24 protein-coding genes are annotated in these 26,818 nt (G+C 64.5%); 10 read left to right on the forward strand and 14 right to left on the reverse strand.

The annotated features are described in order from the left end of the window. Window positions 1–21: 21 nt before the first annotated feature. From APH33_RS17690 to APH33_RS17710, 5 genes are all read right to left on the reverse strand, one after another. The gene (locus tag APH33_RS17690) at window positions 22–1,854 is read right to left on the reverse strand and encodes an ABC transporter ATP-binding protein (RefSeq protein WP_054886394.1); all 1,833 of its coding nucleotides are present in this window, start codon (window positions 1,852–1,854) and stop codon (window positions 22–24) included. Further along, window positions 1,847–2,479 carry a DsbA family protein gene (locus APH33_RS17695; RefSeq protein WP_054886395.1) on the reverse strand — a complete coding sequence of 211 codons (633 nt, stop codon included), beginning with the start codon at window positions 2,477–2,479 and terminating at the stop codon, window positions 1,847–1,849. Before APH33_RS17695 ends, APH33_RS17690 begins: the two co-directional genes overlap by 8 nt. Window positions 2,480–2,482: 3 nt before the next feature. Beyond that, complete coding sequence (locus APH33_RS17700; protein ID WP_054886396.1) at window positions 2,483–3,415, reverse strand: rhodanese-related sulfurtransferase; 933 nt, start codon at window positions 3,413–3,415, stop codon at window positions 2,483–2,485. A gap of 204 nt (window positions 3,416–3,619) precedes the next feature. After that, complete coding sequence (locus tag APH33_RS17705) at window positions 3,620–3,916, reverse strand: BolA family transcriptional regulator (protein WP_054886397.1); 297 nt, start codon at window positions 3,914–3,916, stop codon at window positions 3,620–3,622. Window positions 3,917–3,926: 10 nt separating this feature from the next. After that, window positions 3,927–4,451 carry a DUF2059 domain-containing protein gene (locus APH33_RS17710; protein WP_027918170.1) on the reverse strand — a complete coding sequence of 175 codons (525 nt, stop codon included), beginning with the start codon at window positions 4,449–4,451 and terminating at the stop codon, window positions 3,927–3,929. Between the two features lie 152 nt (window positions 4,452–4,603). On the opposite strand from APH33_RS17710, the gene APH33_RS17715 reads away from it, so the two are divergent. Continuing rightward, the gene (locus tag APH33_RS17715) at window positions 4,604–5,998 is read left to right on the forward strand and encodes a class II fumarate hydratase (protein WP_054886398.1); all 1,395 of its coding nucleotides are present in this window, start codon (window positions 4,604–4,606) and stop codon (window positions 5,996–5,998) included. A 160-nt stretch (window positions 5,999–6,158) separates the two neighbouring features. Here APH33_RS17715 and APH33_RS17720 read toward each other — a convergent pair whose 3' ends face one another. Together APH33_RS17720 and pap are read right to left on the reverse strand one after the other, a co-directional pair. Continuing rightward, window positions 6,159–7,112 (reverse strand): DMT family transporter, encoded by a 954-nt coding sequence (locus tag APH33_RS17720; RefSeq protein ID WP_054886399.1) that lies wholly within the window; start codon window positions 7,110–7,112, stop codon window positions 6,159–6,161. A gap of 117 nt (window positions 7,113–7,229) precedes the next feature. Beyond that, on the reverse strand, window positions 7,230–8,723 hold the full coding sequence (gene pap / locus APH33_RS17725; RefSeq protein ID WP_054886400.1) for a polyphosphate:AMP phosphotransferase: 1,494 nt from the start codon (window positions 8,721–8,723) through the stop codon (window positions 7,230–7,232). A 106-nt stretch (window positions 8,724–8,829) separates the two neighbouring features. Here pap and mnmC point away from each other — a divergent pair, with 106 nt between their 5' ends. From mnmC to APH33_RS17750, 5 genes are all read left to right on the forward strand, one after another. Further along, window positions 8,830–10,797, forward strand: a complete 1,968-nt coding sequence (gene mnmC, locus APH33_RS17730; protein ID WP_054886401.1) for a bifunctional tRNA (5-methylaminomethyl-2-thiouridine)(34)-methyltransferase MnmD/FAD-dependent 5-carboxymethylaminomethyl-2-thiouridine(34) oxidoreductase MnmC — start codon at window positions 8,830–8,832, stop codon at window positions 10,795–10,797. A gap of 183 nt (window positions 10,798–10,980) precedes the next feature. Beyond that, a complete protein-coding gene (locus tag APH33_RS17735) occupies window positions 10,981–12,768 on the forward strand; it encodes an N-acetylglutaminylglutamine amidotransferase (RefSeq protein WP_054886402.1) in 1,788 nt (595 codons plus the stop codon). 3 nt (window positions 12,769–12,771) lie between these two features. Next, on the forward strand, window positions 12,772–14,517 hold the full coding sequence (ngg, locus tag APH33_RS17740) for an N-acetylglutaminylglutamine synthetase (RefSeq protein ID WP_054886403.1): 1,746 nt from the start codon (window positions 12,772–12,774) through the stop codon (window positions 14,515–14,517). Between the two features lie 108 nt (window positions 14,518–14,625). Continuing rightward, the gene (locus tag APH33_RS17745) at window positions 14,626–15,810 is read left to right on the forward strand and encodes an osmoprotectant NAGGN system M42 family peptidase (RefSeq protein WP_054886404.1); all 1,185 of its coding nucleotides are present in this window, start codon (window positions 14,626–14,628) and stop codon (window positions 15,808–15,810) included. A gap of 55 nt (window positions 15,811–15,865) precedes the next feature. Further along, on the forward strand, window positions 15,866–16,093 hold the full coding sequence (locus APH33_RS17750) for a YheU family protein (protein ID WP_054886405.1): 228 nt from the start codon (window positions 15,866–15,868) through the stop codon (window positions 16,091–16,093). Between the two features lie 153 nt (window positions 16,094–16,246). Here the strand turns inward: APH33_RS17750 and csrA are convergent, their stop codons facing one another. Beyond that, complete coding sequence (csrA, locus tag APH33_RS17755; RefSeq protein ID WP_054886406.1) at window positions 16,247–16,429, reverse strand: carbon storage regulator CsrA; 183 nt, start codon at window positions 16,427–16,429, stop codon at window positions 16,247–16,249. Window positions 16,430–16,557: 128 nt separating this feature from the next. Next, complete coding sequence (locus APH33_RS17760) at window positions 16,558–17,367, reverse strand: SDR family oxidoreductase (RefSeq protein WP_054886407.1); 810 nt, start codon at window positions 17,365–17,367, stop codon at window positions 16,558–16,560. Window positions 17,368–17,679: 312 nt separating this feature from the next. Here APH33_RS17760 and APH33_RS26780 point away from each other — a divergent pair, with 312 nt between their 5' ends. Further along, window positions 17,680–17,832, forward strand: a complete 153-nt coding sequence (locus APH33_RS26780) for a DUF3309 family protein (RefSeq protein ID WP_012271016.1) — start codon at window positions 17,680–17,682, stop codon at window positions 17,830–17,832. 53 nt (window positions 17,833–17,885) lie between these two features. Here the strand turns inward: APH33_RS26780 and APH33_RS17765 are convergent, their stop codons facing one another. From APH33_RS17765 to APH33_RS17775, 3 genes are all read right to left on the reverse strand, one after another. Further along, complete coding sequence (locus APH33_RS17765) at window positions 17,886–19,550, reverse strand: cation acetate symporter (RefSeq protein WP_054886408.1); 1,665 nt, start codon at window positions 19,548–19,550, stop codon at window positions 17,886–17,888. Then, entirely contained in the window at window positions 19,547–19,858 is a 312-nt protein-coding gene (locus APH33_RS17770) for a DUF485 domain-containing protein (RefSeq protein WP_054886409.1), read from the reverse strand. Before APH33_RS17770 ends, APH33_RS17765 begins: the two co-directional genes overlap by 4 nt. A gap of 241 nt (window positions 19,859–20,099) precedes the next feature. Then, window positions 20,100–20,960, reverse strand: coding sequence for a glycine betaine ABC transporter substrate-binding protein (locus APH33_RS17775; protein WP_054886410.1), 861 nt, complete (start codon window positions 20,958–20,960; stop codon window positions 20,100–20,102). A 196-nt stretch (window positions 20,961–21,156) separates the two neighbouring features. On the opposite strand from APH33_RS17775, the gene APH33_RS17780 reads away from it, so the two are divergent. Next, window positions 21,157–22,722 carry a hypothetical protein gene (locus APH33_RS17780; RefSeq protein WP_054886411.1) on the forward strand — a complete coding sequence of 522 codons (1,566 nt, stop codon included), beginning with the start codon at window positions 21,157–21,159 and terminating at the stop codon, window positions 22,720–22,722. Window positions 22,723–22,860: 138 nt separating this feature from the next. On the opposite strand, the gene APH33_RS17785 is transcribed toward APH33_RS17780, so the two are convergent. After that, complete coding sequence (locus APH33_RS17785) at window positions 22,861–23,226, reverse strand: hypothetical protein (protein WP_054886412.1); 366 nt, start codon at window positions 23,224–23,226, stop codon at window positions 22,861–22,863. Between the two features lie 189 nt (window positions 23,227–23,415). Between APH33_RS17785 and APH33_RS17790 the strand changes: the two genes are divergently transcribed. Then, window positions 23,416–24,714 carry a serine/threonine protein kinase gene (locus APH33_RS17790; protein ID WP_054886413.1) on the forward strand — a complete coding sequence of 433 codons (1,299 nt, stop codon included), beginning with the start codon at window positions 23,416–23,418 and terminating at the stop codon, window positions 24,712–24,714. A 76-nt stretch (window positions 24,715–24,790) separates the two neighbouring features. Next, entirely contained in the window at window positions 24,791–25,534 is a 744-nt protein-coding gene (locus APH33_RS17795) for a VacJ family lipoprotein (RefSeq protein ID WP_054886434.1), read from the forward strand. A gap of 115 nt (window positions 25,535–25,649) precedes the next feature. Here APH33_RS17795 and APH33_RS17800 read toward each other — a convergent pair whose 3' ends face one another. Continuing rightward, the gene (locus APH33_RS17800; RefSeq protein ID WP_054886414.1) at window positions 25,650–26,798 is read right to left on the reverse strand and encodes a patatin-like phospholipase family protein; all 1,149 of its coding nucleotides are present in this window, start codon (window positions 26,796–26,798) and stop codon (window positions 25,650–25,652) included. Window positions 26,799–26,818: the final 20 nt, after the last annotated feature.

A 26,818-nucleotide genomic window follows, 5' to 3' on the forward strand; every position in this document is an offset into this window, starting at 1 on the left:
GGCACAGGCGATAGGAAGCCGTCAGGTTTGTTGCAGATGCCCATACAACTTGGCATACAGCCCACCCTCGGCGATCAGCTGCTGATGGTCGCCATCCTCGGCCACATGCCCGCCGTCGAATACCAGCACGCGGTCGGCCTGCTTCACCGCCGACAAGCGGTGGGCAATGATCAGCGTGGTGCGGCCGCTGAGGAAGCGCGCCAGTGCCTGGTGCAGGTTGTACTCGGTGGCAGCATCCAGCGCCGAGGTGGCTTCATCGAGAATCACCACCTTGGGCTCGGCCAGGACCATGCGGGCAATCGCCAGGCGCTGGCGCTGGCCACCGGAAAGGCGCACCCCCGACCGGCCGACCACGCTGTCCAGCCCTTGCGGCAAGGCGGCAATGGTGGCGTCCAGCTGGGCAATGCGCAGTGCCTGCCAGCACGCTTCGTCAGTGCATTCGCGGCCCATGGTCAGGTTGGCGCGCACGCTGTCGTTGAACAGCGAGGGGTGCTGCAGCACCACCGCGACATTCTCGCGCAGGGTCTCAAGGCCGATTTCCTGCAGGCTGGCACCGCCAAAGCGGATAGTCCCGGCCTGCGCGCTGTACAGGCCCAGCAGCAACTGCACCAAGGTACTCTTGCCGCCACCACTGGCACCGACGATTGCCACTTTCTCACCGGGGGCAATGGCCAGGTTCAGCTGGTCCAGCACCGGCTCGTCGGCATAGGCAAACCGCAGGTCGCGCACCTCGATACCCACCGTCTCGCGGCCGCTGAACGGGTCACAGGACGCCGGGTACTGCGGCTCGTCGGCCCGCGACAGCAGCTCATTGAGCCGGCTCAGCGCACCGCCGGCAGCGTAGTAGGCATACTGCAGGTTGAGCAGCTGTTCCACCGGGCCGATCATGAACCACAGGTAGCTGAACACCGCCAGCATCTGGCCGATCGACAGGTCGGAAAACAGCACGGTCAGCATCGCCGCCGCACGGAAGATGTCGATACCGAACTGGAACAGCAGACCGCTGGCGCGGCCGCTGGCATCGCTCTTCCATTGCGATTCCACGGCATAGTCGCGCACTTCACGGGCCCGCAGGCCAAGGCGGCCGAGGAAATAGCCCTGGCGGTTGCCGGCACGGATTTCCTGGATGGCATCCAGGGTCTCCGACAATGCCTGGGTAAAACGCGAGGTGCTGTCGTTCTCGAGTTTCTTCAGGTGCTTGACGCGTTTGCCCAGCTGCACGGTGAAGTAGATCACCAGCGGGTTGAACAACAGGATCAGCAACGCCAGTTTCCAGTGCATCCAGATCAGGATCGCCGCCGTGCCGGTGAGGGTCAGCATGGCCACCAGGAAGCGGCTCAAGGTCTCGCCGACAAACTTGTCGAGGGTATCCAGGTCGGTGACCAGGTGCGTGGTCACGGTGCCGCTGCCCAGGCTTTCATATTCCTTCAGCGAGATGCGCTTGAGGCGCTCGATCAGGCGAATGCGCAGGCGGTAGACGATGTCCTTGGCCAAACCGGCGAACAGCTTGGCCTGCACCACGTTGAAGGCCAGCGCCGCCAGGCGCAGGCACAACGTGGCCACCAGCATCAGGCCGATGTAGCCGGCCGCCACTTGCCAGGCGCTCGGTAGCAGCTGGTTCATCCATTTCAGCGCGGCATCGCCGTGGCCCAGCAGCACTTCGTCAACCAGCAACGGCAACAGCAACGGGATCGGCACCGCGCAGCAGGCTGCCAGTACGGCGACCAGGTTGGCGGCCCAGAGGTTTTTCTTGTGATGCAGGGCCAGGCGCCGGATTTCCGCCCAGCTCAGGCGATCGGACACAGCGGCGGGCTTCCCTGGCACAGGGTCGTGCGACCCTGGCAGATCAAGCACAGACGGCCTGCTGTAGCCAGCGGCCAAGCAGCGGTTGCAGGCTGCCCAGCGGCTGGTAGCCATTGGTCAGCAACGCCAGCTGGCCGTTGCGCTCAGCTAGCAGGGTCGGGAAGCCGGCGATGCCAAGGTCCTGTACCCAGCTGAAATCGGCGCTGGTGGCGGCGCGAATATCATGGCTGGTGAACTGCTGGGCGAAGCGCTCGCGGTCGAAGCCGGCCTGTTCGGCCAGCTCGACCAGTTGCGGCGCGCGGGTGACATCCACGCCCTGCTCGTAGAACGAACGCTGGATCAGCGCCAGCAGCGGCCAGACACGTTCGGCGTCCAGCTCGCGGGCAGTGACCAGGGCGCGGCAGGCCGGCTCGGTGTCGTAGACGAAGCCGTCAGGCATGGCGCCGTCGAAACGGAACGGCTGCCCGGTGGCTTCGGCCACCGCCTGCCAGTGCTCGAGGATGTACTTGCGGGTCGAGCCGTCCAACGCGCTGCCGCCCGTGCGCAGCCCGCCCGGCACCAGCCGCGTGCTGACGCCCGCCTCGGCGGCCTGTGCGATCAGGGCCGCAGCCACAGGTGCGAAACCCCAGCACCAGGAGCACATCGGGTCCATCACATAGATCAGGCGGGCGGTCATGGTTCAAGCCTCGGCTTTGTAGTTGTAACCAATCGGGTGCGGCTGATTGCGAGCCTTGGCCAGCTCGATCTGCTTCTGCCGATCGATGGCGCTGCGGCGGGTCTTTTCGCTCAGGGTGTCCCAGCAATGCGGGCAGCTCACGCCTGGCGAATAGTGCTCCGACTCGCGGTCCTTGGCATCGACCGGGTGGCGGCAGGCATGGCACTGGTCGTACTCGCCCTCGCTCAGGTCATGGCGCACCGTGACGCGGTTGTCGAAGACGAAGCAGTCGCCGTCCCAGAGGCTCTCTTCCTGAGGCACTTCCTCGAAGTATTTCAGGATGCCACCCTTAAGATGATAGACCTCCTCGAAGCCTTCACCGAGCATGTAGCTGGACGCTTTTTCGCAACGGATGCCGCCGGTGCAGAACATCGCGACCTTCTTGTGCTTGCTTGGGTCGAAGTTGGCCTTGATGTACTCGGGGAACTCGCGGAAGGTCTCGGTCTTCGGGTCGATGGCGCCCTTGAAGGTGCCGATGGCCACTTCGTAGTCGTTGCGGGTGTCGATCAGCAGCACTTCCGGGTCGCTGATCAGGGCGTTCCAGTCCTTGGGCTCGACATAGGTGCCGACGGCCTGGTTCGGGTCGACACCCGGCACGCCGAGGGTGACGATCTCTTTCTTGAGCTTGACCTTGGTGCGGTAGAACGGCTGCTCGTCGCAGTAGGATTCCTTGTGGTCGACATCGGCCAGGCGCGGGTCGTTGCGCAGCCAGGCGAGCAAGCCGTCGATGCCCTCGCGAGTGGCCGAAACGGTGCCGTTGATGCCTTCGTGGGCCAGCAGCAAGGTGCCTTTGACACCGTTGTCGAGCATGGTCTTGAGCAGCGGTTCACGCAGCTCGACGTAATCTTCCAGGGTGACGAACTTGTACAGCGCCGCCACGACGATAGCTTGGGACATGTAACAGACTCTCCAGTGGTTGCCCTCGTAAGGGGCGGACCGGGTTTGACCTAAAAAAACATGGGGGCGCCTTGCGCCCCTTTCGCGACACAAGGCCGCTCCTACAGGGGAATGCGAATTCCTGCAGGAGCGGCCTTGTGTCGCGAAAGGGCCGCAAAGCGGCCCCCGGATTTTGCAGGATTGTACCAGAACGACGGAAAGGATTCAGTGCCCGCCGCCAGCACACACCGGCGAAGCCGGTGCTGCGCCCACCTTGGCCCACTCTTCGGCCGTGTAGGTGTGGATCGCCAGGGCGTGGATCTCGCCCATCAGCTCACCCATGGTGGCGTAGACCTTCTGGTGGCGCTTGACGCTGTTGAGCCCGGCGAACTGCTCGCTGACGATCACCGCCTTGTAGTGGGTTTCCTGGCCACGGCTGTGCATGTGGCTTTCGTTGTGCACTTCAAGGTGTTGCGGGGCCAGCGCGGCCAGTTGCTGCTCGATGCGTTGCTGCATGCTCATCGGGTGCTACTCACTTCTTGGCCGGGGCGGCGGCCTTGCCAGCGTTCGGGTCCAGCTCCTTGGTCATGTCGTCGAGCAGCTTGTTGACCACAGGCACCGCCGGTTCCAGGCTGGTCTGGGTCAGCTGGGCCGACTGCTGGGTGACCTTGGGCATTTCACGCAGGACTTTCTTGCCCAGCGGCGACTCGTAGAACTTGACCAGGTCCTTGAGCTCTTGCTCGGTGAAGGTCTGGGTGTACAGGTCGACCATCTTCGGCTTCAGCTTGTTCCAGCCGATGGCGTTGTCCAGGGCAGCGTTGGCCTTGGCCTGGTAGCTCTCGAGCACCGGCTGCTTGGAGGCCGGGGCCTTGGTCTGGGCGAAACGCTGGGCGAACATCTGCTGGACCTGCATGTACACCGGAGTGCCCAGCTTGTCGGCATTGGCCAGGGTCAGGAATTTCTCGGCGGCAGCATTGTGGCTGGCGGTGGCAGCGAGTACCTGGCCGCTGGCACAGGCCAGGGCGACGGCAGCACAGAGGACACGGAGACGGGTCATTGCATTTCCTTCAGGAGGGGAGGCGGTACCTCAGAGGAGAGCATTCTGCTCCCGCAGGGGCGCAGCGCTCAAGTGGCACGACGAGCGAATGAACCGCTCGCACGCATGAGGGCCTAAACTGCTGATTCTGACTGACAAGGAGTGAACGCAGCATGAGCCGTATCGAGACAGACAGCCTGGGCCCGGTCGAAGTTCCTGAGGACGCCTACTGGGGCGCACAGACCCAGCGCTCGCTGATCAACTTTGCCATTGGCAAGGAACGCATGCCGCTCGCGGTGCTGCACGCCCTGGCACTGATCAAGAAAGCCGCCGCGCGGGTCAACGACCGCAACGGCGACCTGCCTGCCGAAATCGCCCGGCTGATCGAACAAGCCGCCGATGAAGTGCTCGATGGCGAGCATGACGACCAGTTCCCGCTGGTCGTCTGGCAGACCGGCAGCGGCACCCAGAGCAACATGAACGTCAACGAGGTGATCGCCGGGCGCGCCAACGAGCTGGCGGGCAAAGGCCGCGGCGGCAAGGCGCCAGTCCACCCCAACGATCACGTCAACCGCTCGCAGAGTTCCAACGACTGCTTCCCCACCGCCATGCACATCGCCGCTGCCCAGGCGGTACACGACAAGCTGCTGCCGGCGATCGCCGAGCTGTCGTCGGGCCTGGCCGAGTTGTCGGCGCGCCACAGCAAGCTGGTCAAGACCGGCCGCACGCACATGATGGATGCCACACCGATCACCTTCGGCCAAGAGGTGTCGGCCTTCGTCGCCCAGCTCGACTACGCCCAGCGCGCCATCCGCGCCACCTTGCCGGCGGTGTGCGAGCTGGCGCAGGGTGGCACCGCCGTCGGCACCGGGCTGAACGCCCCGCATGGTTTTGCCGAGGCCGTGGCCGCCGAGCTGGCCGCCCTCTCTGGCCTGCCCTTCATCACTGCCCCCAACAAGTTCGCCGCCCTCGCCGGCCATGAGCCGCTGACCAGCCTGGCCGGTGCGCTGAAGACCCTGGCGGTGGCGCTGATGAAGATCGCCAACGACCTGCGCCTGCTCGGTTCCGGCCCGCGGGCCGGGCTGGCCGAAGTGCGCCTGCCGGCCAACGAGCCGGGCAGCTCGATCATGCCCGGCAAGGTCAACCCGACCCAGTGCGAGGCGCTGTCGATGCTGGCCTGCCAGGTATTGGGCAACGACGCGGCAATCGGTTTTGCCGCCAGTCAGGGGCATCTGCAGCTGAACGTGTTCAAGCCGGTGATCATCCACAACCTGCTGCAGTCGATCGAGCTGCTGGCCGATGGCTGTCGCAACTTCCAGCAGCATTGCGTGGCCGGCATCGAGCCGGATGCAGAGCAGATGGCGGCGCACCTGGAGCGCGGCCTGATGCTGGTAACGGCGCTGAACCCACACATTGGCTATGACAAGGCGGCGGAGATTGCCAAGAAGGCCTACAGCGAGGGCAAGACCTTGCGCGAAGCGGCGCTGGAGTTGAAGTACCTGACCAATGAACAGTTCGACCAGTGGGTGAGGCCGGAGAACATGCTGGCGCCCGGTGGCAAGGGCTGAACAGCCGATTCCAGGAATAGCGCGAAACCTGTAGGAGCGGCCTTGTGTCGCGAAAGGGCCGCAGAGCGGCCCCAGCAATTTCGGCAGCGCTGCTGAAATCCTGGGGCCGCTTCGCGGCCCTTTCGCGACGCAAGGCCGCTCCTACAAAGAGCGCGCAATCCTATGCCAGGCGTGCCCTTCTGGCCCGCCACCCGGCCACCAGCGAAGGCCCCAGCGCCACCAGGCTCGACCCCGCCACCACCGTCACCGCACCTATATAGCCCAGGGTATTGATGTCTTCGGCGTGCACGTACTCAGGCCACACCACGGCAGCCAGCGCCACCGCGACAAAGGTCACCAGCGGTGTCAGCGCCAGCGTGGCGCTCACCCGTGACGCCTCCCAATGCGCCAACGCCTCGGCAAACGCGCCATAGGCCACCAGGGTATTCAGGCAACAAGCCAGCAACAGCCACCCCTGCACCGGGCTCAATTGCAGCGCCTCCAGCGGATGCACCCAAGGCGTCAACAGGGCCGCACAACTCAGGTAGATGACCATCATCACCTGCTGCGAATGCCACACCGTCAGCAACTGCTTCTGGCTCAGGGCATAGAACACCCAGATGCTGGTGGCCAGGAGAATGGTCAGGACACCCGTGGTGTAGGTGCCCAGCGAGGTCAGCAGCTCTTCCAGGCGCTGATTGAAGAACAGGCCGAAACCGCCCAGCAGCACCAGCAGGCCAATGCCCTGCCCCAGGCTGAAGCGCTCCTTGAACACGAACACGCTGGCCACCAGCAACAACACCGGGCCGATCTGCACCACCAGCTGGGCAGTGCCCGGGCTCAGCAGCTTCAGGCCGATCAGGTACAGCACATAGTTGCCCATCAGCCCGAACACGGCGACCACGATCAGGGCCTTGCCCTTGGGCGCCAGCTTGCGCAGCGACGGCAGGCGCCGCTGGGCGGCCAGCCAGGCGAACAGCACGCCGCCGGAAACCAGCAGGCGATACCAGGTGACGGTCATCGGGTCGACCACCTGCAGCACCTGCTTGAGCTTGATCGGCAGGATGCCCCAGAGCAGCGCGGTCAGCAGTGCCAGAAACAGGCCGTAACCCCAACGGCCGGAAGTTGTGTGCATACAGTCCTCGAATGTGCCCTTGGTGGGGGTAACCGAATTCTAAGGGCTTGGAGCTCCGAGCCGGAGGAAAATGCCGGGAAATAAATTCATCGGGTCATTCCTCGGCGGCATGACTGGCTATTTCTTGTCCTTGGCGAAAGCTGCCTCCAGGGCTTGGTTGATCGTGCGCAGCACCTTCACCCGCGCCCAGCGCTTGTCGTTGGCTTCGACCAGCGTCCACGGTGCGATCTCGCTGCTGGTGCGGTCGACCATGTCGCCCACGGCCTGGGTGTAATCATCCCACTTGTCGCGGTTGCGCCAGTCGTCTTCGGTGATCTTGTAGCGCTTGAACGGGATCTGCTCGCGCTCCTCGAAGCGCTCCAGCTGGGTCTGCTGGTCGATCGCCAGCCAGAACTTGACCACCACCACGCCTGCGTTGACCAATTGCTCTTCGAAGTCGTTGATTTCGCTGTAGGCACGCATCCAGTCGGCCGGAGTGCAGAAGCCCTCCACCCGCTCCACCAGCACCCGGCCGTACCAGGAGCGGTCGAAGATGGTGAACTTGCCGCGCGCCGGGATGTGCCGCCAGAACCGCCACAGGTAAGGCTGCGCGCGCTCTTCTTCGGTGGGCGCGGCAATCGGCACGATGCGGTACTGGCGCGGGTCCAGCGCGGCCGCCATGCGGCGGATGGCGCCGCCCTTGCCGGCAGCATCGTTGCCTTCGAAAACCGCCACCAGGGCATGCCGGCGCATGCGCTTGTCGCGCAGCAGGCCGGCCAGGCGGGCTTGCTCGGTGACCAGCTGCTCCTGATAGTCTTGCTTGTCCAGGCGCACGCTCAGGTCCAGGGCACCGAGCAGGCTGCGCTGATCGATGCTCCGGCCCAGCGGAGCGACGTTGCCCTGGTGCTTGCCCTTGGGGTTGTTGGCCAGCGCCGCCTGCAGGCTTTCCAGCAGGATGCGCCCCACCGCCAGGCTGCGGTAGTTCGGGTCGACGCCTTCGACGATATGCCACGGCGCGTAATCGCGGCTGGTGCGGCGCAGCACGCGTTCGCCGAAACGCACGAAACGGTCGTAGGTTTCCGACTGCTGCCAGTCCAGCGGGCTGATCTTCCAGCTGTGCAACGGGTCGTCCTTGAGCGATTTCAGGCGCGCCTTCATCTGCTTCTTGGACAGGTGGAACCAGAACTTGATGATCAGTGCGCCTTCGTCACAGAGCATCTGCTCAAGCCGTTCGGCACCGGTGATGGCCTGGTCGAGCACGGCGTCCTTGAACTGGCCATGGACCCGCCCCTGCAGCATCTGGCTGTACCAGTTGCCGAAGAACACGCCCATCCGCCCTTTGGGTGGCAACGCTCGCCAGTAACGCCAGGCCGGTGGCCGGGCCAGTTCTTCATCGGTCTGCTGGTCGAAGGTGAGCACGTCGATCATGCGCGGGTCCATCCACTCGTTGAGCAGCTTGACCGTTTCGCCCTTGCCGGCGCCTTCGATGCCATTGATCAGCACGATTACCGGGAACCGCGCCTGCTGTTTGAGTTCGTATTGCGCCTCAAGTAGCGCTTCGCGCAAGGCAGGCACTTCTGCGTCGTAGGTTTCCTTGTCGATGCTGTGACCGATTTCTGCGGATTCGAACATGCACTGGCTCCTTCATTGGATAAGCAAGACTAGCGGATTTGCGTAGCGCCTGCGCAAACCCGGCAGATGACATAAGATCCGCACATCCGCTGCAACCGAGCCAACCATGTCCACCCTCCTCCAGCATGCCCAGATCGACTGGGACGACCAGGGCCGCCCCCACTCGCGGCAGTACGACGACGTCTATTTCTCCAAGAATGAAGGCACCGACGAAACCCGCTACGTATTCCTCGAACAGACGCGCCTGGCGCAGCGCTTCGCCGCCCTGGCCCCACACGCTTGCCTGGTGATCGGCGAGACCGGCTTCGGCACCGGTATGAACTTCTTCTGCGCCTGGCAGCTGTTCACCGAACAGGCCCATGCCGATGCACGCCTGCATTTCATCAGCGTCGAGAAGTACCCGCTCGGCCGCGACGACATGGCTCGCGCCGCGCGCTTGTGGCCGGAGATGGCGGCCTTCACCGAGCCCTTCCTGGCCCAGTACGTGGCAGTGCACCCGGGCTTCCAGCAGTTCAGTTTCGACGACGGCCGGGTCACCCTGACCCTGTTGATCGGCGACGTACTGGAGCAACTGCCGCAGCTCGACGCCTGCATCGACGTGTGGTTTCTCGACGGCTTCGCCCCCGCGAAGAACCCTGACATGTGGACCCCAGAGCTGTTCGGCCAATTGGCACGGCTGGCCCACCCCGGCACCGCGCTGGGCACCTTCACCACCACCGGATGGGTGCGCCGCGGGCTGATCGATGCAGGCTTCACCATGAAGAAGATCCCAGGCATCGGCAAGAAGTGGGAGGTGATGAGTGGCGAATACACCGGGCATCCATCGCCGGCCATGGTCACGCCCTGGTACGCCCGCCCCGCGCCTGTGGCAGGCCCGCGCCAGGCACTGGTGATCGGTGCCGGCCTGGCGGGCAGCGCCAGCGCCGCCAGCCTGGCCGCACGCGGCTGGCAGGTCACGGTGCTGGAACGCCACGCGGCGCCCGCGCAGGAGGCGTCGGGCAACCCGCAGGGGGTGCTGTACCTGAAGTTGTCCGCCCATGGCACCGCCTTGTCGCAGATGATCCTGGCCGGTTTCGGCTTTACCCGGCGCCAGCTCGAACGGTTGCAGCGTGGCCGCGATTGGGACGCCTGCGGTGTGCTGCAACTGGCCTTCGACCGCCAGGAAGGCGAGCGCCAGGCCAAGCTTGCCGAGGCCTTCGACAGCAGCCTGCTGCGGGCGCTGGAGCAGGCTGATGCCGAAGCGATTGCCGGGGTGGCGCTGCCTGCGGGCGGCCTGTTCTACCCCGAGGGTGGCTGGGTACACCCGCCCGCCTTGTGCCAGGCGCAGCTGCAGCACCCGAACATTCGCGTTCAACTCCATCAAGATGTGGTCGAGCTGCGCAAGGCCGACGGCCTGTGGCAGGCCTGGGATGGGGAGCATTTGCTGGCCAGCGCGCCGCTGGTGGTGCTGGCCGGGGCCGCCGATGTGCGCCGCTTCGCGCCTTGCGCGCAATTGCCGCTCAAGCGCATTCGCGGGCAGATCACGCGCCTGCCCGCCACTGAAGCCAGCCGTGCCTTGCGCACCGTGGTCTGTGCCGATGGCTACGTCGCACCGCCCCGGGGTGATGAGCACACCCTGGGTGCCAGTTTCGATTTCCACAATGATGACCTGACACCGACCGTTGCCGAGCACCAAGGCAACCTGGCGTTGCTGGATGAGATTTCCACCGACCTCGCCTCACGGCTGGGCGCGGAGGCACTCGACGTCGAGCAACTGCAGGGCCGGGCAGCGTTTCGTTGCACCAGTCCGGATTACCTGCCGATAGTCGGCCCGGTCGCCGACCCTGAAGTGTTTGCCCAGGCGTATGCCGTGCTCGGCAAAGATGCGCGACAGGTACCGGAGGTGGCGTGCCCGTGGCTGGATGGGCTGTATGTGAACAGTGGGCATGGCTCGCGAGGGTTGATCACCGCGCCGTTGAGTGGCGAGCTGATTGCGGCCTGGGCCAGTGGCGAAGCGCTGCCGTTGCCACGGGCGGTGGCTGAGGCCTGCCACCCCAACCGGTTCATGCTGCGCCGGCTGATTCGCGGGAAGTGAGGGGGCTGGGGGCGTATGGCGATGGATCTCACAGGCGACACAAATTTATCGGCTCACACTTCAGGCCTCACCCCTGCTTATAACAGATCGATCTAAAACTCCCACAAACCGCACAGGTCAGTTCCTTACAGGGTGCCCTAATCCGGGGCGCTCATTCCCCAACGGAAAAACCGGTAAGGACCTATGTGCGGATTAGCAGGAGAGTTGCGTTTCACCCCCATCGACCAGGCCCCTCGCCCAGCCGACCTGGCTGCGGTAGAGCGCATAACCCACCACCTGGCGCCCCGTGGCCCCGACGCCTGGGGCTTCCATAGCCAGGGCCCGATCGCCCTCGGCCACCGCCGCCTGAAGATCATGGACCTGTCCGACGGTTCGGCGCAGCCGATGGTCGACAACACCCTGGGCCTGTCCCTCGCCTTCAACGGCGCCATCTACAACTTCCCCGAGCTGCGCCAGGAATTGCAGGCGCTGGGCTACAGCTTCTGGTCCGACGGCGACACCGAGGTGCTGCTCAAGGGCTACCACGCCTGGGGCGCAGCCTTGCTGCCCAAGCTCAACGGCATGTTCGCCCTGGCCATCTGGGAACGCGACAATCAGCGCCTGTTCCTGGCCCGCGACCGCCTGGGCGTCAAGCCGCTGTACCTTTCGCGCAACGGCGAGCGCCTGCGTTTCGCTTCGACACTGCCGGCGCTGCTCAAGGGGGGCGATATCGATCCGATGATCGACCCGGTGGCGCTCAACCACTACCTCAACTTCCATGCCGTGGTGCCTGCACCGCGCACGTTGCTGGCCAATGTACAGAAGCTCGAGCCAGGCACCTGGATGCGCGTCGACCGTCACGGCGAAGTCGAGCGCCAGACCTGGTGGCAGTTGCACTATGGCCCCAACCCGGACGAGCGCGACCTCGACCTGGAAGGCTGGACCACTCGCGTGCTCGACGCCACCCGCGACGCCGTGGCCATCCGCCAGCGCGCCGCCGTTGACGTCGGCGTGCTGCTGTCTGGCGGTGTCGACTCCAGCCTGCTGGTCGGCCTGTTGCGCGAGGTCGGCGTGGACGACCTGTCGACCTTCTCCATCGGTTTCGAGGATGCCGGCGGCGAACGCGGTGACGAGTTCCAGTATTCCGACCTGATCGCCAAGCACTACGGCACCCGCCACCACCAGCTGCGCATCGCCGAGCACGAGATCATCGAGCAGCTGCCGGCCGCCTTCCGTGCCATGAGCGAACCGATGGTCAGCCACGACTGTATCGCCTTCTACCTGCTGTCGCGGGAAGTGGCCAGGCATTGCAAGGGCGTGCAGAGTGGCCAGGGCGCCGACGAGCTGTTCGCCGGCTACCACTGGTACCCGAAGGTGAACGGTGCCGAGGATGCCTTCGCCGCCTACCGCGACGCCTTCTTCGACCGCAGCCATGACGAGTACCGCGACACGGTCCAGGCCCCTTGGCTGCTGGAGACCGACGCGGCCGGCGACTTTGTCCGCGAGCACTTCGCCCGCCCCGGCGCCCCCGAAGCCGTGGACAAGGCATTACGCCTGGACAGTACGGTGATGCTGGTCGATGACCCGGTCAAACGGGTCGACAACATGACCATGGCCTGGGGCCTGGAGGCGCGCACCCCATTCCTCGACTACCGCCTGGTCGAACTGTCGGCGCGCATTCCGGCACGCTTCAAGCTGCCCGACGGCGGCAAGCAGGTGCTCAAGCAAGCCGCGCGGCGGGTGATCCCCCACGAGGTGATCGACCGCAAGAAGGGCTACTTCCCGGTGCCCGGCCTCAAGCATCTGGAAGGCGCAACGCTCGGCTGGGTGCGCGACCTGCTGACCGACCCAAGCCAGGACCGTGGCCTGTTCAACCCGGCCATGGTTGACCGCCTGCTGAGCAATCCGCATGGCCAGCTCACCCCACTGCGCGGTTCCAAACTGTGGCAGCTGGCGGCCCTGAACCTGTGGCTCAGCGAACAAGGAATCTGACCGATGAAAACCCACGAAATCGCCTACGGTCAGCGCCTTCTGCGCGGCCAGGCGCCGTCCTACGAGCGCTTGCAGGCGCGCCTGGCCGGCGACGGCAGCGAGCCGCACGACCAGCCGCGTGTGTTGCACTGCGGTTGGGGGCGTCTGCTGATCGGCCACACCTACCCGGACCCAGCCAGCCTGGCCGCCGCCTTGCAGGAGGAGCGCCCCGGCGAGCGTGACATCGCCCTGTACGTGGCCGCTCCCCAGCAATTGCTGGCCCAGGCACCCCAGCAGCTGTTTCTCGACCCCTCCGACACCTTGCGCCTGTGGTTCACCGACTACCGCCCGGCGCAGCGGGTGTTCCGTGGCTTCCGTGTGCGCCGGGCGCAAAACCCCAGCGACTGGCAGGCGATCAATACCTTGTACCAGGCGCGCGGGATGCTGCCGGTCGACCCCGAGCTGGTCACCCCCCGCCACCTTGGTGGCCCGGTGTACTGGTTGGCCGAAGACGAGGACAGCGGCGCGGTGATCGGCAGTGTCATGGGCCTGAACCACAGCAAGGCGTTCGACGATCCCGAACACGGCAGCAGCCTGTGGTGCCTGGCCGTGGACCCGCAGTGCACCCGTCCGGGGGTTGGCGAGGTGCTGGTGCGCCATCTGGTCGAACACTTCATGAGCCGGGGCCTGGCCTACCTCGACCTGTCGGTGCTGCACGACAACCACCAGGCCAAGCGCCTGTACGAAAAACTCGGGTTCCGCAACCTGCCGACCTTTGCGGTCAAGCGCAAGAATGGCATCAACCAGCAACTGTTTCTCGGGCCCGGCCCGGAAGCCGGCCTCAACCCATACGCCCGCATCATCGTCGACGAAGCGTTGCGCCGCGGTATCGAGGTGCACGTCGACGACGCCGCTGCCGGCCTGTTCACCCTCAGCCTGGGCGGGCGCCGGATCCGCTGCCGCGAGTCGCTGAGTGACCTGACCAGTGCCGTGACCATGACCTTGTGCCAGGACAAGCGCCTTACCCAGCATGTCCTGCGCAACGCCGGGCTGCAGGTGCCAGCGCAGCAGCTGGCCGGCAATGCCGACGACAACCTGGCGTTTCTCGACGAGCATGGCGCGGTGGTGGTCAAGCCTGTGGACGGCGAGCAGGGCCAGGGGGTGGCGGTCAATCTCACCTGCATCGAGGAAGTGACACAGGCCGTGGAAAGCGCCCGCCGCTTCGACAGCCGGGTGCTGTTGGAGAGCTTTCATGCCGGCAGCGACCTGCGCATTCTGGTGATCGGCTATGAAGTGGTGGCGGCGGCGATTCGCCACCCGGCCCAGGTGATCGGTGACGGCAAGCACAGCATTCGTCAGCTGATCGAGGCGCAGAGCCGCCGGCGCCAGGCGGCGACCGGTGGCGAAAGCCGCATCCCGCTGGACGACGAGACCGAACGTACCCTGCACAGTGCCGGGCACGGCTATGACGACGTGCTGCCCGCCGGCCAACGCCTGGCGGTGCGTCGCACGGCCAACTTGCATACCGGTGGCACCCTGGAAGACGTCACCGAACGCCTGCACCCGGTGCTGGCCGATGCGGCGGTGCGTGCGGCGCGCGCGCTGGAAATCCCGGTGGTGGGCCTGGACTTCATGGTGCGCGATGCCGAGCAACCGGATTACGTGATCATCGAAGCCAACGAGCGGGCCGGGCTGGCCAATCATGAGCCGCAGCCGACGGCCGAGCGGTTTGTCGATTTGCTGTTCCCGCATAGCCGGCCTTTGGCATGAATCAGTGTTGAGGCCTTCGCGGGCACGCCCGCTCCCACGAGGGCGGTGCAGTACCTGTGGGAGCGGGCGTGCCCGCGAAGGTCCCAACACAGGAACCAAGGAGTACCCATGACCGATCGACTCCCCGAACCCGACCTCGACTACATGAAGCGCGTGCTGCTGGAGATGCTCGCCATCCCCAGCCCGACCGGTTTCACCGATACCATCGTGCGTTACGTGGCCGAACGCCTGGACGAACTGGGCATCCCCTTCGAACTGACCCGCCGTGGCACCATCCGTGCCACCCTCAAGGGCCGGCAAAGCTCGCCCGACCGCGCCGTCTCGGCCCACCTCGACACCATCGGCGCCAGCGTGCGCCAGTTGCAGGACAACGGCCGCCTGGCCCTGGCCCCGGTAGGCTGCTGGTCGAGCCGCTTCGCCGAGGGCAGCCGGGTCAGCGTGTTCACCGACACCGGCGTCTTCCGTGGCAGCGTATTGCCGCTGATGGCCAGCGGGCATGCCTTCAACACCGCCATCGACCAGATGCCGATCAGCTGGGAACACGTCGAGGTACGCCTGGATGCCTACTGCACCACCCGCGCCGATTGTGAAACGCTGGGCATTGCCATCGGTGATTTCGTCGCCTTCGACCCACTGCCGGAGTTCACCGAAAGCGGCCATATCAGCGCCCGCCACCTGGACGACAAGGCCGGCGTGGCAGCCCTGCTGGCCGCCCTCAAGGCAGTGGTGGAAAGCGGCCGCCAGCCACTGATCGACTGCCACCCGCTGTTCACCATCACCGAGGAAACCGGCTCCGGTTCCGCCGCTGCCCTGCCCTGGGATGTCAGCGAGTTCGTCGGCATCGACATCGCCCCGGTCGCCCCCGGCCAGGCCTCCAGCGAGCATGCGGTGAGCGTGGCCATGCAGGACTCGTCCGGGCCATACGATTACCACCTGTCACGCCACCTGCTGAAGCTGGCCGGCGACCAGGACGTGCCAGTGCGCCGCGACCTGTTCCGCTACTACTTCAGCGATGCCCACTCGGCCGTGACCGCCGGGCATGACATCCGCACCGCGCTGGTGGCGTTCGGCTGCGATGCCACCCATGGCTACGAACGTACCCATATCGACAGCCTGGCCGCGCTCAGCCGCCTGCTTTCGGCATACCTGCTCAGCCCACCCGTGTTTGCCAGCGACTCGCAACCGGCCAATGCCTCGCTCGAGCGCTTCAGCCACCAGCTGGAGCACGATGCGCAGATGGAAAGCGATACCCGGGTACCGGCCGTGGACAGCCTAGTAGGAAACAAAAGCTGATGGCCATGGAATCGCGTAGCATGCAGGGATTCATGAACAAGACCGTGCGCTGCCCATGCTGATCCCCTACGACCAACTGCAAGCCGAAACCCTGACCCGCCTTATCGAAGACTTCGTCACCCGTGACGGTACCGATAACGGCGACGATACCCCGCTGGAGACCCGTGTGCTGCGGGTGCGCCAGGCGTTGGCCAAGGGCCAGGCGTTCATCCTGTTCGACCCGGAGAGCCAGCAGTGCCAACTGCTGGCCAGGCATGATGTACCCCGCGAGCTGCTCGAGTGACATCGTGCCTTGTCGCGGGTCCTGTGGGAGCGGCCTTGCGTCGCGAAAGGGCTGCAGAACAGCCCCAGCAATCTCGGCGCAGTCGCTGATATCCTGGGGCCGCTTTGCGGCCCTTTCGCGACGCAAGGCCGCTCCCACAGAGGCCGGTGCCGGTCAATCAGCCCTGCGCGCCAGCGCAGCCTTGATCCGCCGATAGACTTCGGCCCGGTGCACCGGCACCTTGCGCGGCGCATCCACACCAAAGCGCACCACGCCATTGCGCGTTTCCACTACCTTGATCCGAATATCGTCACCAATGGTGATGACTTCACCGATTTCACGCGTGATCACCAACATGTCCCGGCCCTCTCGCAACAGGAAAAGACCGCAGAGTGCTCAGGGATATTCCTCTGGACAATACTTCGCCTGCAATTCAGAACGAGCCTACGCAGGCAGGTAATTTCTCCTACAGACAATTCCTACAATCAACGCGGCTGCGCCTTGGCCCGCATCTTTACCGCCATGTCCGCCATCGCATTGTACAGCCGCTCCGGCGCCTGGCGTTTGAGCTGCCAAGCCTCGCGCCCGGCGGTATGGGGGAGGATCAGGAACTCACCCGCCGCGACGTGCTGGTGGATGTAGTCGGCGATATCCGCCGCGCTGATCGGCGAGCCTTCCAGCAGCTTGCCGACCTGGGCTTTCATCGCCGGGTTGGGCCCACGGAACGAGTCCAGCAGGTTGGTCTGGAAGAACGACGGGCACACGCAGTGCACCGCCACCTCGAGCTGGCGCAGCTCCACCAACAGGCTCTCCGAAAGCGCCAGCACGCCGGCCTTTGCCACGTTGTAGTTGCTCATGCCAGGCCCCTGCATCAGCGCCGCCATGGACGCGACGTTGATGATGCGGCCTTTGCTGCGCTCCAGCTGCGGCAGGAACGCCTTGCACCCCTTGACCACGCCCATCAGGTTGACCGCAATCTGCCAGTCCCAGTCTTCCAGCGACAGCTCGGCGAAGAAGCCACCCGAGGCGACGCCGGCATTGTTGACGATCACATCGATGCCGCCGAACTTTTCTTCGCAGGCCTGGGCCAGGGCGGTGAGCTGGCTGTAGTCGCGCACGTCGCAGCGCTGGACGAAGCCCTGGCCCCCTGCGTCCCGCACCAGCGCCAAGGTTTCGCGCAGGCCCGCTTCGTTGACATCGGCCAGCGCCAGGTGCCAGCCCTCACGCGTCCAGCGCAGGGCGATCTCGCGGCCAAGGCCGGAGCCGGCGCCAGTGATCATGATGCGGTTTTGCATGGTGGCACGCCTTGTTCTGACAGGTTGTGCAGCGAGTCTAATCAAGGCTTCGGCCGGGGGCAGGATCCATCAGGGTAGTGAATGGGCGGGCATGTCTGTGTAGTCAGTGCCAGCCTCTTCGCGGCTAAAGCCGCTGCCACAGGGATCACCTAAGGCCTGAGGCCAGCACAGTATCTGTGGAAGCGGCCTTAGCCGCGAAGAGGCCGGCACAGGCAGTATTCAAATGGAATCTTTGGCAAGCGGCACCGGTCCGAATTTACAAGAGGCCAGCAGTCCGAGGCCCTTGACCTTCAACCACGCAAGGACTCCGTCATGACCACGATTCTCATCATCATCCTGATCCTTCTGCTGATTGGTGGCTTACCGGTCTTCCCGCACTCGCGCAGCTGGGGCTACGGCCCGTCCGGCATCGTTGGCGTGGTGCTGGTGATTCTGTTGGTGCTATTGCTGCTAGGCATGATCTAGCCGCAGCCCATGAAAAAACCGCGCCAAGGCGCGGTTTTTTCATGGCCGGTGGATCAGTGCGAAACCGCGCCGGAGGCGCCCAGGCCGGTCTGCGAGCGAACGAACTGCGGGAAGAACTTGGCACGTTCGTCATCCGCTGCCTTGGACTTGTCGGTGATCGAGAAGAACCAGATCCCGATGAAGGCGATGATCATCGAGAACAGCGCCGGGTACTCGTACGGGTAGATGGCTTTCTCATGACCAAGGATCTGCACCCAGATGGTCGGGCCGAGGATCATCAGCGTCACCGCGCTCACCAGGCCCAGCCAGCCGCCGATCATGGCGCCGCGGGTGGTCAGCTTCTTCCAGTACATCGAGAGCAGCAGTACCGGGAAGTTGCAGCTGGCGGCAATGGAAAACGCAAGGCCAACCATGAAGGCGATGTTCTGCTTCTCGAACAGGATACCCAGGCCGATCGCCAGCACGCCAAGGGCAATGGTGGTGATCTTCGACACGCGGATCTCGTCCTTGTCGTTGGCCTTGCCCTTGCGCCAGACGCTGGCATAAAGGTCGTGGGAAACCGCCGAGGCACCGGCCAGGGTCAGGCCGGCAACCACCGCCAGGATGGTGGCGAAGGCCACGGCCGAGATGAAGCCGAGGAACACGCTGCCGCCCACGGCATCGGCCAGGTGCACCGCCGCCATGTTGTTGCCGCCGATCAGGGCGCCAGCGGCGTCCTTGAAGTCCGGATTGGTGCTGACCAGCAGGATCGCGCCAAAGCCGATGATGAAGGTCAGGATGTAGAAGTAGCCGATGAAGCCGGTGGCGTACAGCACGCTCTTGCGGGCTTCCTTGGCGTCACTGACGGTGAAGAAGCGCATCAGGATATGCGGCAGGCCAGCGGTACCGAACATCAGCGCCAGGCCCAGGGAGAACGCCGAGATCGGGTCTTTCACCAGGCCACCCGGGCTCATGATCGCCTCGCCCTTGGCGTGCACCTTGATCGCTTCGGAGAACAGCGTATTGAAGTCGAAGCCGACGTGTTTCATCACCATCAGCGCCATGAAGCTGGCACCGGACAGCAGCAACACGGCCTTGATGATCTGCACCCAGGTGGTAGCCAGCATGCCGCCGAACAGCACATACAGGCACATCAGGATACCCACCAGGATCACCGCGACGTGGTAATCAAGGCCAAACAGCAGCTCGATCAACTTGCCCGCGCCGACCATCTGCGCGATCAGGTAGAACGCCACCACCACCAGCGAACCGGAGGCCGACAGCGTGCGGATCTCCTTTTGCCCGAGGCGGTACGAGGCAACGTCGGCGAAGGTGTACTTGCCGAGGTTGCGCAGGCGTTCGGCGATCAGGAAGAGGATGATCGGCCAGCCGACCAGGAAGCCGATCGAGTAGATCAGGCCATCGTAGCCAGAGGTGAACACCAGGGCCGAAATACCCAGGAACGAGGCCGCCGACATGTAGTCGCCGGCAATCGCCAGGCCGTTCTGGAAGCCGGTGATCTTGCCACCGGCGGCGTAGTAGTCAGCCGCCGACTTGTTGCGCTTGGAGGCCCAGTAGGTGATACCGAGGGTGAAGGCGACGAAGGCCACGAACATGGCGATCGCCGGCACGTTCAGCGGTTGTTTCTGCACCTCGCCGGTCAGGGCATCGGCGGCCCACACGGCGGGTGCAAAGGCTCCGCAGGCCATGATGGCCAGGGCTTTGGCGTGGCGAATCATTGTTGCGCCTCCTTCAGGATGGCCTTGTTCAGCTCATCGAATTCACCGTTGGCGCGGCGCACGTAGATGGCGGTCAGGACGAATGCCGAAACGATCAGGCCGACGCCCAGGGGAATGCCCCAGGTAATCGACGAGCCAGGGCTGAGCTTGGTGCCCAGAATCTGCGGACCGTAGGCGATCAGGAGGATGAAGGCGCAGTAGAGGCCGAGCATGATCGCCGAGAGAATCCAGGCGAACCGTTCACGTTTGCTGACCAGCTCCTTGAAGCGCGGGCTGTTTTGTATCGAGAGGTAAATGCTGTCGTTCATTGTTTTTGTCCTAGCAGCACAGGTAGGGGATGGAACCCACACCCTTACTTTATGCAGCTGTTGGACGCCAACCAGACGACCTTAGTCTTAGATGCAACGGTGTTTTACAGAATCTGCAAAAAAGCGGGGCCGCTTTGCGGCCCTTTCGCGACACAAGGCCGCTCCTACAGGAGATCGCACACATCTGTAGGAGCGGCCTTGTGTCGCGAAAGGGCTGCAGAGCAGCCCCATGCTCTAAAAATTACTTGCCAGTCCACTCTTTAACGCGGTCAGGGTGCTTGGCCACCCAGTCCTTGGCCGCTGCCTCAGGCTTGGCCCCTTCCTGAATGGCCAGCATCACCTCGCCAATCTCATCCTTGGACTGCCACTGGAATTTCTTCAGGAACTCCGCCACTTCCGGCGCCTTGGTGCCCAGTTCCTTGCTGCCGATGCTGTTCACGGTCTCAGCCGCGCCATATACGCCTTTCGGGTCTTCGAGGAATTTCAGCTTCCACTTGGCGAACATCCAGTGCGGCACCCAGCCGGTCACTGCAATCGACTGCTGCTTGGCATACGCGCGGCCCAGTTCGGCGGTCATGGCCGCGCCGGAGCTGGCCTGCAACTTGTAGCCGGTCAGGTCGTAGTCTTTGATGGCCTGGTCGGTCTTGAGCATCACCCCCGAACCTGCATCGATACCGACGATCTTCTGCTTGAAGCTGGTATCGGTCTTGAGGTCGGCAATGCTCACCGCCTTGACGTACTCGGGAACGATCAGGCCAATCTTGGCATCCTTGAAGTTCGGGCCGTAGTCGACCACGTTGTCCTTGTTCTTGGTCCAGTACTCACCGTGGGTGACCGGCAGCCAGGCCGAGAGCATCGCGTCGAGCTTGCCGGTGGCCACACCCTGCCACATGATGCCGGTGGCCACGGCCTGCAGCTTCACGTCGTAACCGAGTTTCTGCTTGATCACCTCTGCGGCGACGTTGGTGGTCGCCACGCTGTCAGCCCAACCATCCACGTAACCGATGCTGACTTCTTTGGCCATGGCCTGTGCAGCGCTCATGGCCAATACCAGGGCGGTGCCCACCCCCAGGAAACGGCGCATTCTTGTAAAAGTAGCCATCAAAGCATCCCCTCGTCAGGTCTTGGAGATTGCATCATCTTCCTGCAACAAAGCGCGACCTGCTCCCACTGCGACCTGTACCACTCCATAGGCGACAGCACTGTGCCATTAGCGGCATCGAGCTACAGCGCCCTGCGCGATCCTTGCATGCCAAAGGTTTGGCGTCAGGCTACTATCTAACGTTTTGCGCCTGACGATGGACCGCCCGATGCCCGATGCCTCCCGCCCGCTGCCGTTGTACCTGCTCGCCTGCCTGCTCGCCCTGCTCGGGCTGGGAGCGCTCTGGTACGGGCTGGGCAAGCCGGTGCAGTTGCCCGACGCGGCCAGCCCCACGCATAAATTGCAGTGTGCGTCGTACACCCCGTTCGACAAGGACCAGTCGCCCTTCGACCAGCCTTTCCGACTGCGCCCGGCGCGCATGGACGCCGACCTGGCGTTGCTGGCCGAGCGATTCCAGTGCATCCGCACCTATTCGATGACCGGCCTTGAGGCAATCCCGGCGTTGGCGCGCAAGCATGGGCTGAAGGTGATGCTTGGCGCCTGGGTCAACGCCAACCCGGTCGACACCGGCAAGGAAGTGGACGCGCTGATTGCCGCTGCCAATGCCAACCCGGACGTGGTCAGCGCAGTCATCGTCGGCAACGAGGCGCTGTTGCGCAAGGAAGTGACCGGCGAGCAGCTGGCCGCGCTGATCGCAAAGGTGAAAAGCCAGGTCAGGGTGCCGGTGACCTATGCCGATGTCTGGGAGTTCTGGTTGCAGCACCCGCAGGTGGCGCCGGCCGTGGACTTCCTGACCATCCACCTGCTGCCCTACTGGGAAGACGACCCACGCGGCATCGACGATGCCCTGGCCCATGTTGCCGATGTGCGCCAAGTGTTCGGCAACCGATTCGCGCCCAAAGACATCTTCATCGGCGAAACCGGGTGGCCCAGCGAAGGTCGCCAACGCGAGACCGCAGTGCCCAGCCGGGCCAACGAGGCGCGCTTCATACGTGGTTTCGTCAGCATGGCCGAGGCCAATGGCTGGCACTACAACCTGATCGAAGCCTTCGACCAGCCGTGGAAGCGAGCCAGTGAAGGCGCCGTGGGCGGCTATTGGGGGCTGTACGATGCCGACCGGCAGGACAAAGGCGTGCTCGAAGGGCCGGTCAGCAACTTGCATTACTGGCCGCAGTGGTTGCTGGCGAGCGCGCTGTTGATGGTGGCCACGCTGCTGATGGCCGGCCCCCCCGCGACACCGCTGGCAGCCCTGCTGTTGCCAGTGCTGGCCGCGTTCGCTGCGGGCTGCCTGGGCTTGTGGGGCGAGTTGATGCGCACCCATGCGCGGTTTGCCGGGGAGTGGGTGTGGGCGGTGGTGCTTGCTGGGTTGAACCTGCTGGTGCTGATGCATGCGGCCCTTGCCCTGGCACGCCGCGACGGCTGGCGTCGGCGGCTGTTCGACTATATGCAGGCTCGGGCCGGTTGGCTGTTGCTCGCGGCCGGTTTTGCAGCGGCGGTGAGCATGCTGGCGATGGTGTTCGACCCGCGCTACCGCAGCTTCCCCAGCGTGGCGCTGGCATTGCCGGCGCTGGTGTACCTGCTCAGGCCCGTGGCGGCGCGGCGAGCGGAGGTGGCGTTGCTGGCCTTCATCGTCGGCGCCGGGGTGTTGCCGCAACTGTTTCGGGAAGGTTGGGAGAACCAGCAGGCTTGGAGCTGGGCGGTAGTCAGCGTGCTGATGACCGCAGCCCTGTGGCGAAGCCTGCGAATTACTATAAGGCGATAAGCTTTTTGTAGGAGCGGCCTTGCGTCGCGAAAGGGCCGCGTAGCGGCCCCAGCAATCTCGGCAGAATGCTGAAATCTTGGGGCCGCTACGCAGCCCTTTCGCGACGCAAGGCCGCTCCTACACAGACCGTGTAGTTTTTCAGGCTGCACGTTGCCGTACCAGGCGCAAGCCCGCCAGCACCACCACGAACACCGCGATGCTCGCGGTATACAGCACCAGGGCAGGAATACCGAACACCAGCGCCAACACCGCCAGCCACCAACCGCCACGACTGGTAATGACCTGGGCAAGCAACGCCAGCCCCAACCCGGCCCAGGCCATCACCTGAAAGTGAATGCCCAGCCCCAACAACGAACGTGCCTGGCACTGCCAGTGGTCGCCCGGCACTGCGCACAGCCCCACCCACTGTCCATCTTCCATCAAGCCATAGCGCACGCCATAACTGGCGGCAAGCCAGATGGCCAGAAACATCAGCAGTAGAGCGCCCGGCAGCGTTCGAGACATCCCGTTCTCCAATAGCGGTAATCGAAATCATCCATGATCGCCCAAGCCCTGTTGTAAGGCAAAATCACAACCCTGCAGCTATGTTGCAGATAACAAGCACACCAAAGGCCACCGCGCTCGGCAACTTTGCCCAGGCAACCGTGGTCCTAGCCTGCGTACTGCACGACCTTGATCCTTCTGGGGGAATACATGCTTCGATCTTGGCGCCTTGCCGCCCTTCTTGGCGGCCTGCTCATGGCTGCGGCCGCTTCGGCGCGGGATATCGACGCCGCCAGCTACGGCTACCCCTTGACCAACCCGTTCGAGGCGACCATCGCCACCACGCCGCCGGAGCAGCGCCCGACCCTGCCCAGCGACGATGACATCGACCAGTCCGACTACAGCCTGAACCTGCGCCCCGAGCGCGAGTTCACCCTGCCCGACAACTTCTGGGCAGTGAAGAAGCTCAAGTACCGCCTGGCCCGCCAGGACCACGAGGCACCGCTGATCTTCCTCATCGCCGGTACCGGTGCGCCCTACTCCAGCAGCATCAACGAGTACCTCAAGAAGTTGTTCTACCAGGCCGGCTACCACGTGGTGCAACTGTCGTCGCCGACCAGCTACGACTTCATGAGCGCCGCCTCGCGCTTCGCCACCCCCGGGGTCAGCCAGGAGGACGCCGAGGACTTGTACCGGGTGATGCAGGCCGTGCGTGCCCAACACCCGCGCCTGCCGGTCAGCGAGTACTACCTGAGCGGCTACAGCCTGGGCGCGCTGGACGCTGCCTTCGTCAGCCACCTCGACGAAACCCGCCGCAGTTTCAACTTCAAGCGCGTGCTGCTGCTCAACCCGCCGGTCAACCTGTACACCTCGATCAACAACCTGGACAAACTGGTGCAGACTCAGGTCAAGGGCATCGACCGCAGCACCACCTTCTACGAACTGATGCTGGCGAAGCTCACCCGCTACTTCCAGGACAAGGGCTACATCGACCTCAACGACGCCCTGCTGTACGACTTCCAGCAGTCGAAACAGCACCTGTCCAATGAACAGATGGCCATGCTCATCGGCACCTCGTTCCGCTTCTCGGCGGCCGACATCGCCTTCACTTCCGACCTGATCAACCGCCGCGGCCTGATCATTCCGCCGAAGTTCCCGATCACCGAGGGCAGCAGCCTGACGCCGTTCTTCAAACGGGCGCTGCAATGCGACTTCGACTGCTACATGACCGAACAGGTGATCCCGATGTGGCGCGCGCGTACCGATGGCAACAGCATCCTGCAACTGGTCAACCAGGTCAGCCTGTATGCGCTGGAAGACTACCTGCGCAACAGCGACAAGATCGCCGTGATGCACAACGCCGACGACGTCATCCTCGGCCCCGGTGATATCGGCTTCCTGCGCAAGGTGTTCGGCGATCGCCTGACCCTTTACCCCCATGGCGGCCATTGCGGCAACCTCAATTACCGCGTCAACAGCGACGCCATGCTGGAGTTCTTCCGTGGCTAACCAATTCCTCCTCGCCACCGCGCTGCTCGTCGCCGCCGGCAATGCCCTGGCAGCCGAAACCGCACCACGGGCCAGCGTGGTCGAAGCCGACCCGCAAGTCACCCAGGCGCCGCTGACACCAGAGGCCGACGGCTTCATCGACCCGCTGCGCGAATTGAAATTCAACCCAGGGCTGGACCAGCGCGAATTCGAACGCTCGACCCTGGAAGCGCTGAACGTGTACGACCCGCTGGAGTCGGTGAACCGGCGCATCTACCACTTCAACTACCGCCTTGACCAATGGGTGCTGCTGCCGCTGGTCAGCGGTTACCAGTACGTCACGCCCAACTTCGTGCGCACCGGGGTGAGCAACTTCTTCAACAACCTGGGTGACGTGCCGAACCTGTTCAACAGCGTGCTGCAGCTCAAGGCCAAGCGCTCGGCGGAAATCACCGCGCGGCTGATGTTCAACACCATCATCGGCGTGGGCGGCTTGTGGGACCCGGCCACCAGCATGGGCCTGCCGCGCCAGAGCGAGGACTTTGGCCAGACCCTGGGCTTCTATGGCGTGCCGGAGGGGCCGTACCTGATGCTGCCGGTACTTGGCCCGTCGAACCTGCGCGACACGACCGGACTGGTGGTGGACTATGCCGGCGAGCAGGCGGTCAATTACCTGAACGTGGCCGAAGCCAGCGAGCATCACCCGGAGATCTTCGCCTTGCGCGTGGTGGACAAGCGCTACACCACCAAATTCCGCTATGGGCAGCTCAACTCGCCGTTCGAGTATGAGAAGGTGCGTTATGTGTACACCCAGGCGCGCAAGCTGCAGATCGCCGAGTAGGCAGGCCCGGCCTCTTTGCGGCTAAAGCCGCTCCCACAGGTACTGTGCAGGTCTCAGGCCTGAGGTGATCGCTGTGGGAGCGGCTTTAGCCGCGAAGAGGCCGGTACAGGCAACATCAAATCCCCAGGAACTGGCACAGCTCGCGCTTCTTCGCCAGGGCATCGCGCCGCCCCAGTTCGATCAGTTCGCTGCAATAACTGGCCTCGAACAGCAGATAGCTCAGCACCCCTGCTCCGCTTGTCCGGGTCGCCCCCGGGCCGCGCAGGAACAGGCGCAACGCCGCCGGCAACTCGCGCCGGTGCCGCGCCGCAATCTCGTCCAGCGGTTGGCTGGGCGCTACCACCAGCACCTCGATCGGCGCCAGCCCCAGGCGCCGTGCATCCAGGTGCGCCGGCAGCAGCCGGCTGAGGTGGTTGAGCCGCTGCAGCAGCTCGATATCGTCTTCCAGGCTGTCGATGAACGTGCTGTTGAGCATGTGCGCGCCAATCTGCGCCAGGCTCGGCTGCTGGCCGCTGAACACGCGCTGGGTCGGCAACGGCGCAGCCGGGCGCTGCGGGTTGCCGCTGACCCCGACCACCAGCACCCGGCTGGCGCCCAGGTGCAGGGCTGGACTGATCGGTGCCGACTGGCGCACCGCGCCGTCACCGTAGTACTCGTCACCCAGGCGCACCGGGGCGAACAGCAGCGGGATCGCCGCGCTGGCCAGCAAGTGATCGATGGTCAACGGTGTGGGCACGCCGATACGGCGGTGGCGCAGCCAGGCATCGATGGTGCCGCGCCCCTGGTAGAAGGTCACCGCTTGGCCGCTTTCGTAGCCAAAGGCGGTCACGGCGACTGCCCGTAGCTGTTCGGCGGCGATGGAATGGCCGATGCCATCCAGGTCCAGGTGCGACTGCAACAGGCCCCGCAGCGGGCTGCTGTCGAGCAAGGCCACCGGCACCTGGCCGCCCAGGCCCAGCAGGCTATGGCCAACGAAGCGGCTGGCCTGGCGCACGACGCCGGGCCAATCGCTGCGGATCACCAGGCGGCTGCGGAAGTTCTGCCAGAACGTGGTGAGGCGCTGCACCGCATCGTTGAAGCGGGTGGCGCCAGTGGCCAGGGTAACGGCGTTGATGGCACCGGCCGAGGTGCCGACGATGACCGGGAACGGGTTATGTGCGCCGGGCGGCAGCAGTTCGGCGATGCCGGCAAGGACGCCGACCTGATAGGCGGCGCGGGCACCGCCGCCAGAGAGGATCAGACCAGTTACCGGGGGTGGTGCCATGGATTCCTTCCTGGGGTTGA

Source organism: Pseudomonas sp. NBRC 111130 (assembly GCF_001320485.1).
GTDB lineage: Bacteria > Pseudomonadota > Gammaproteobacteria > Pseudomonadales > Pseudomonadaceae > Aquipseudomonas > Aquipseudomonas vlassakiae.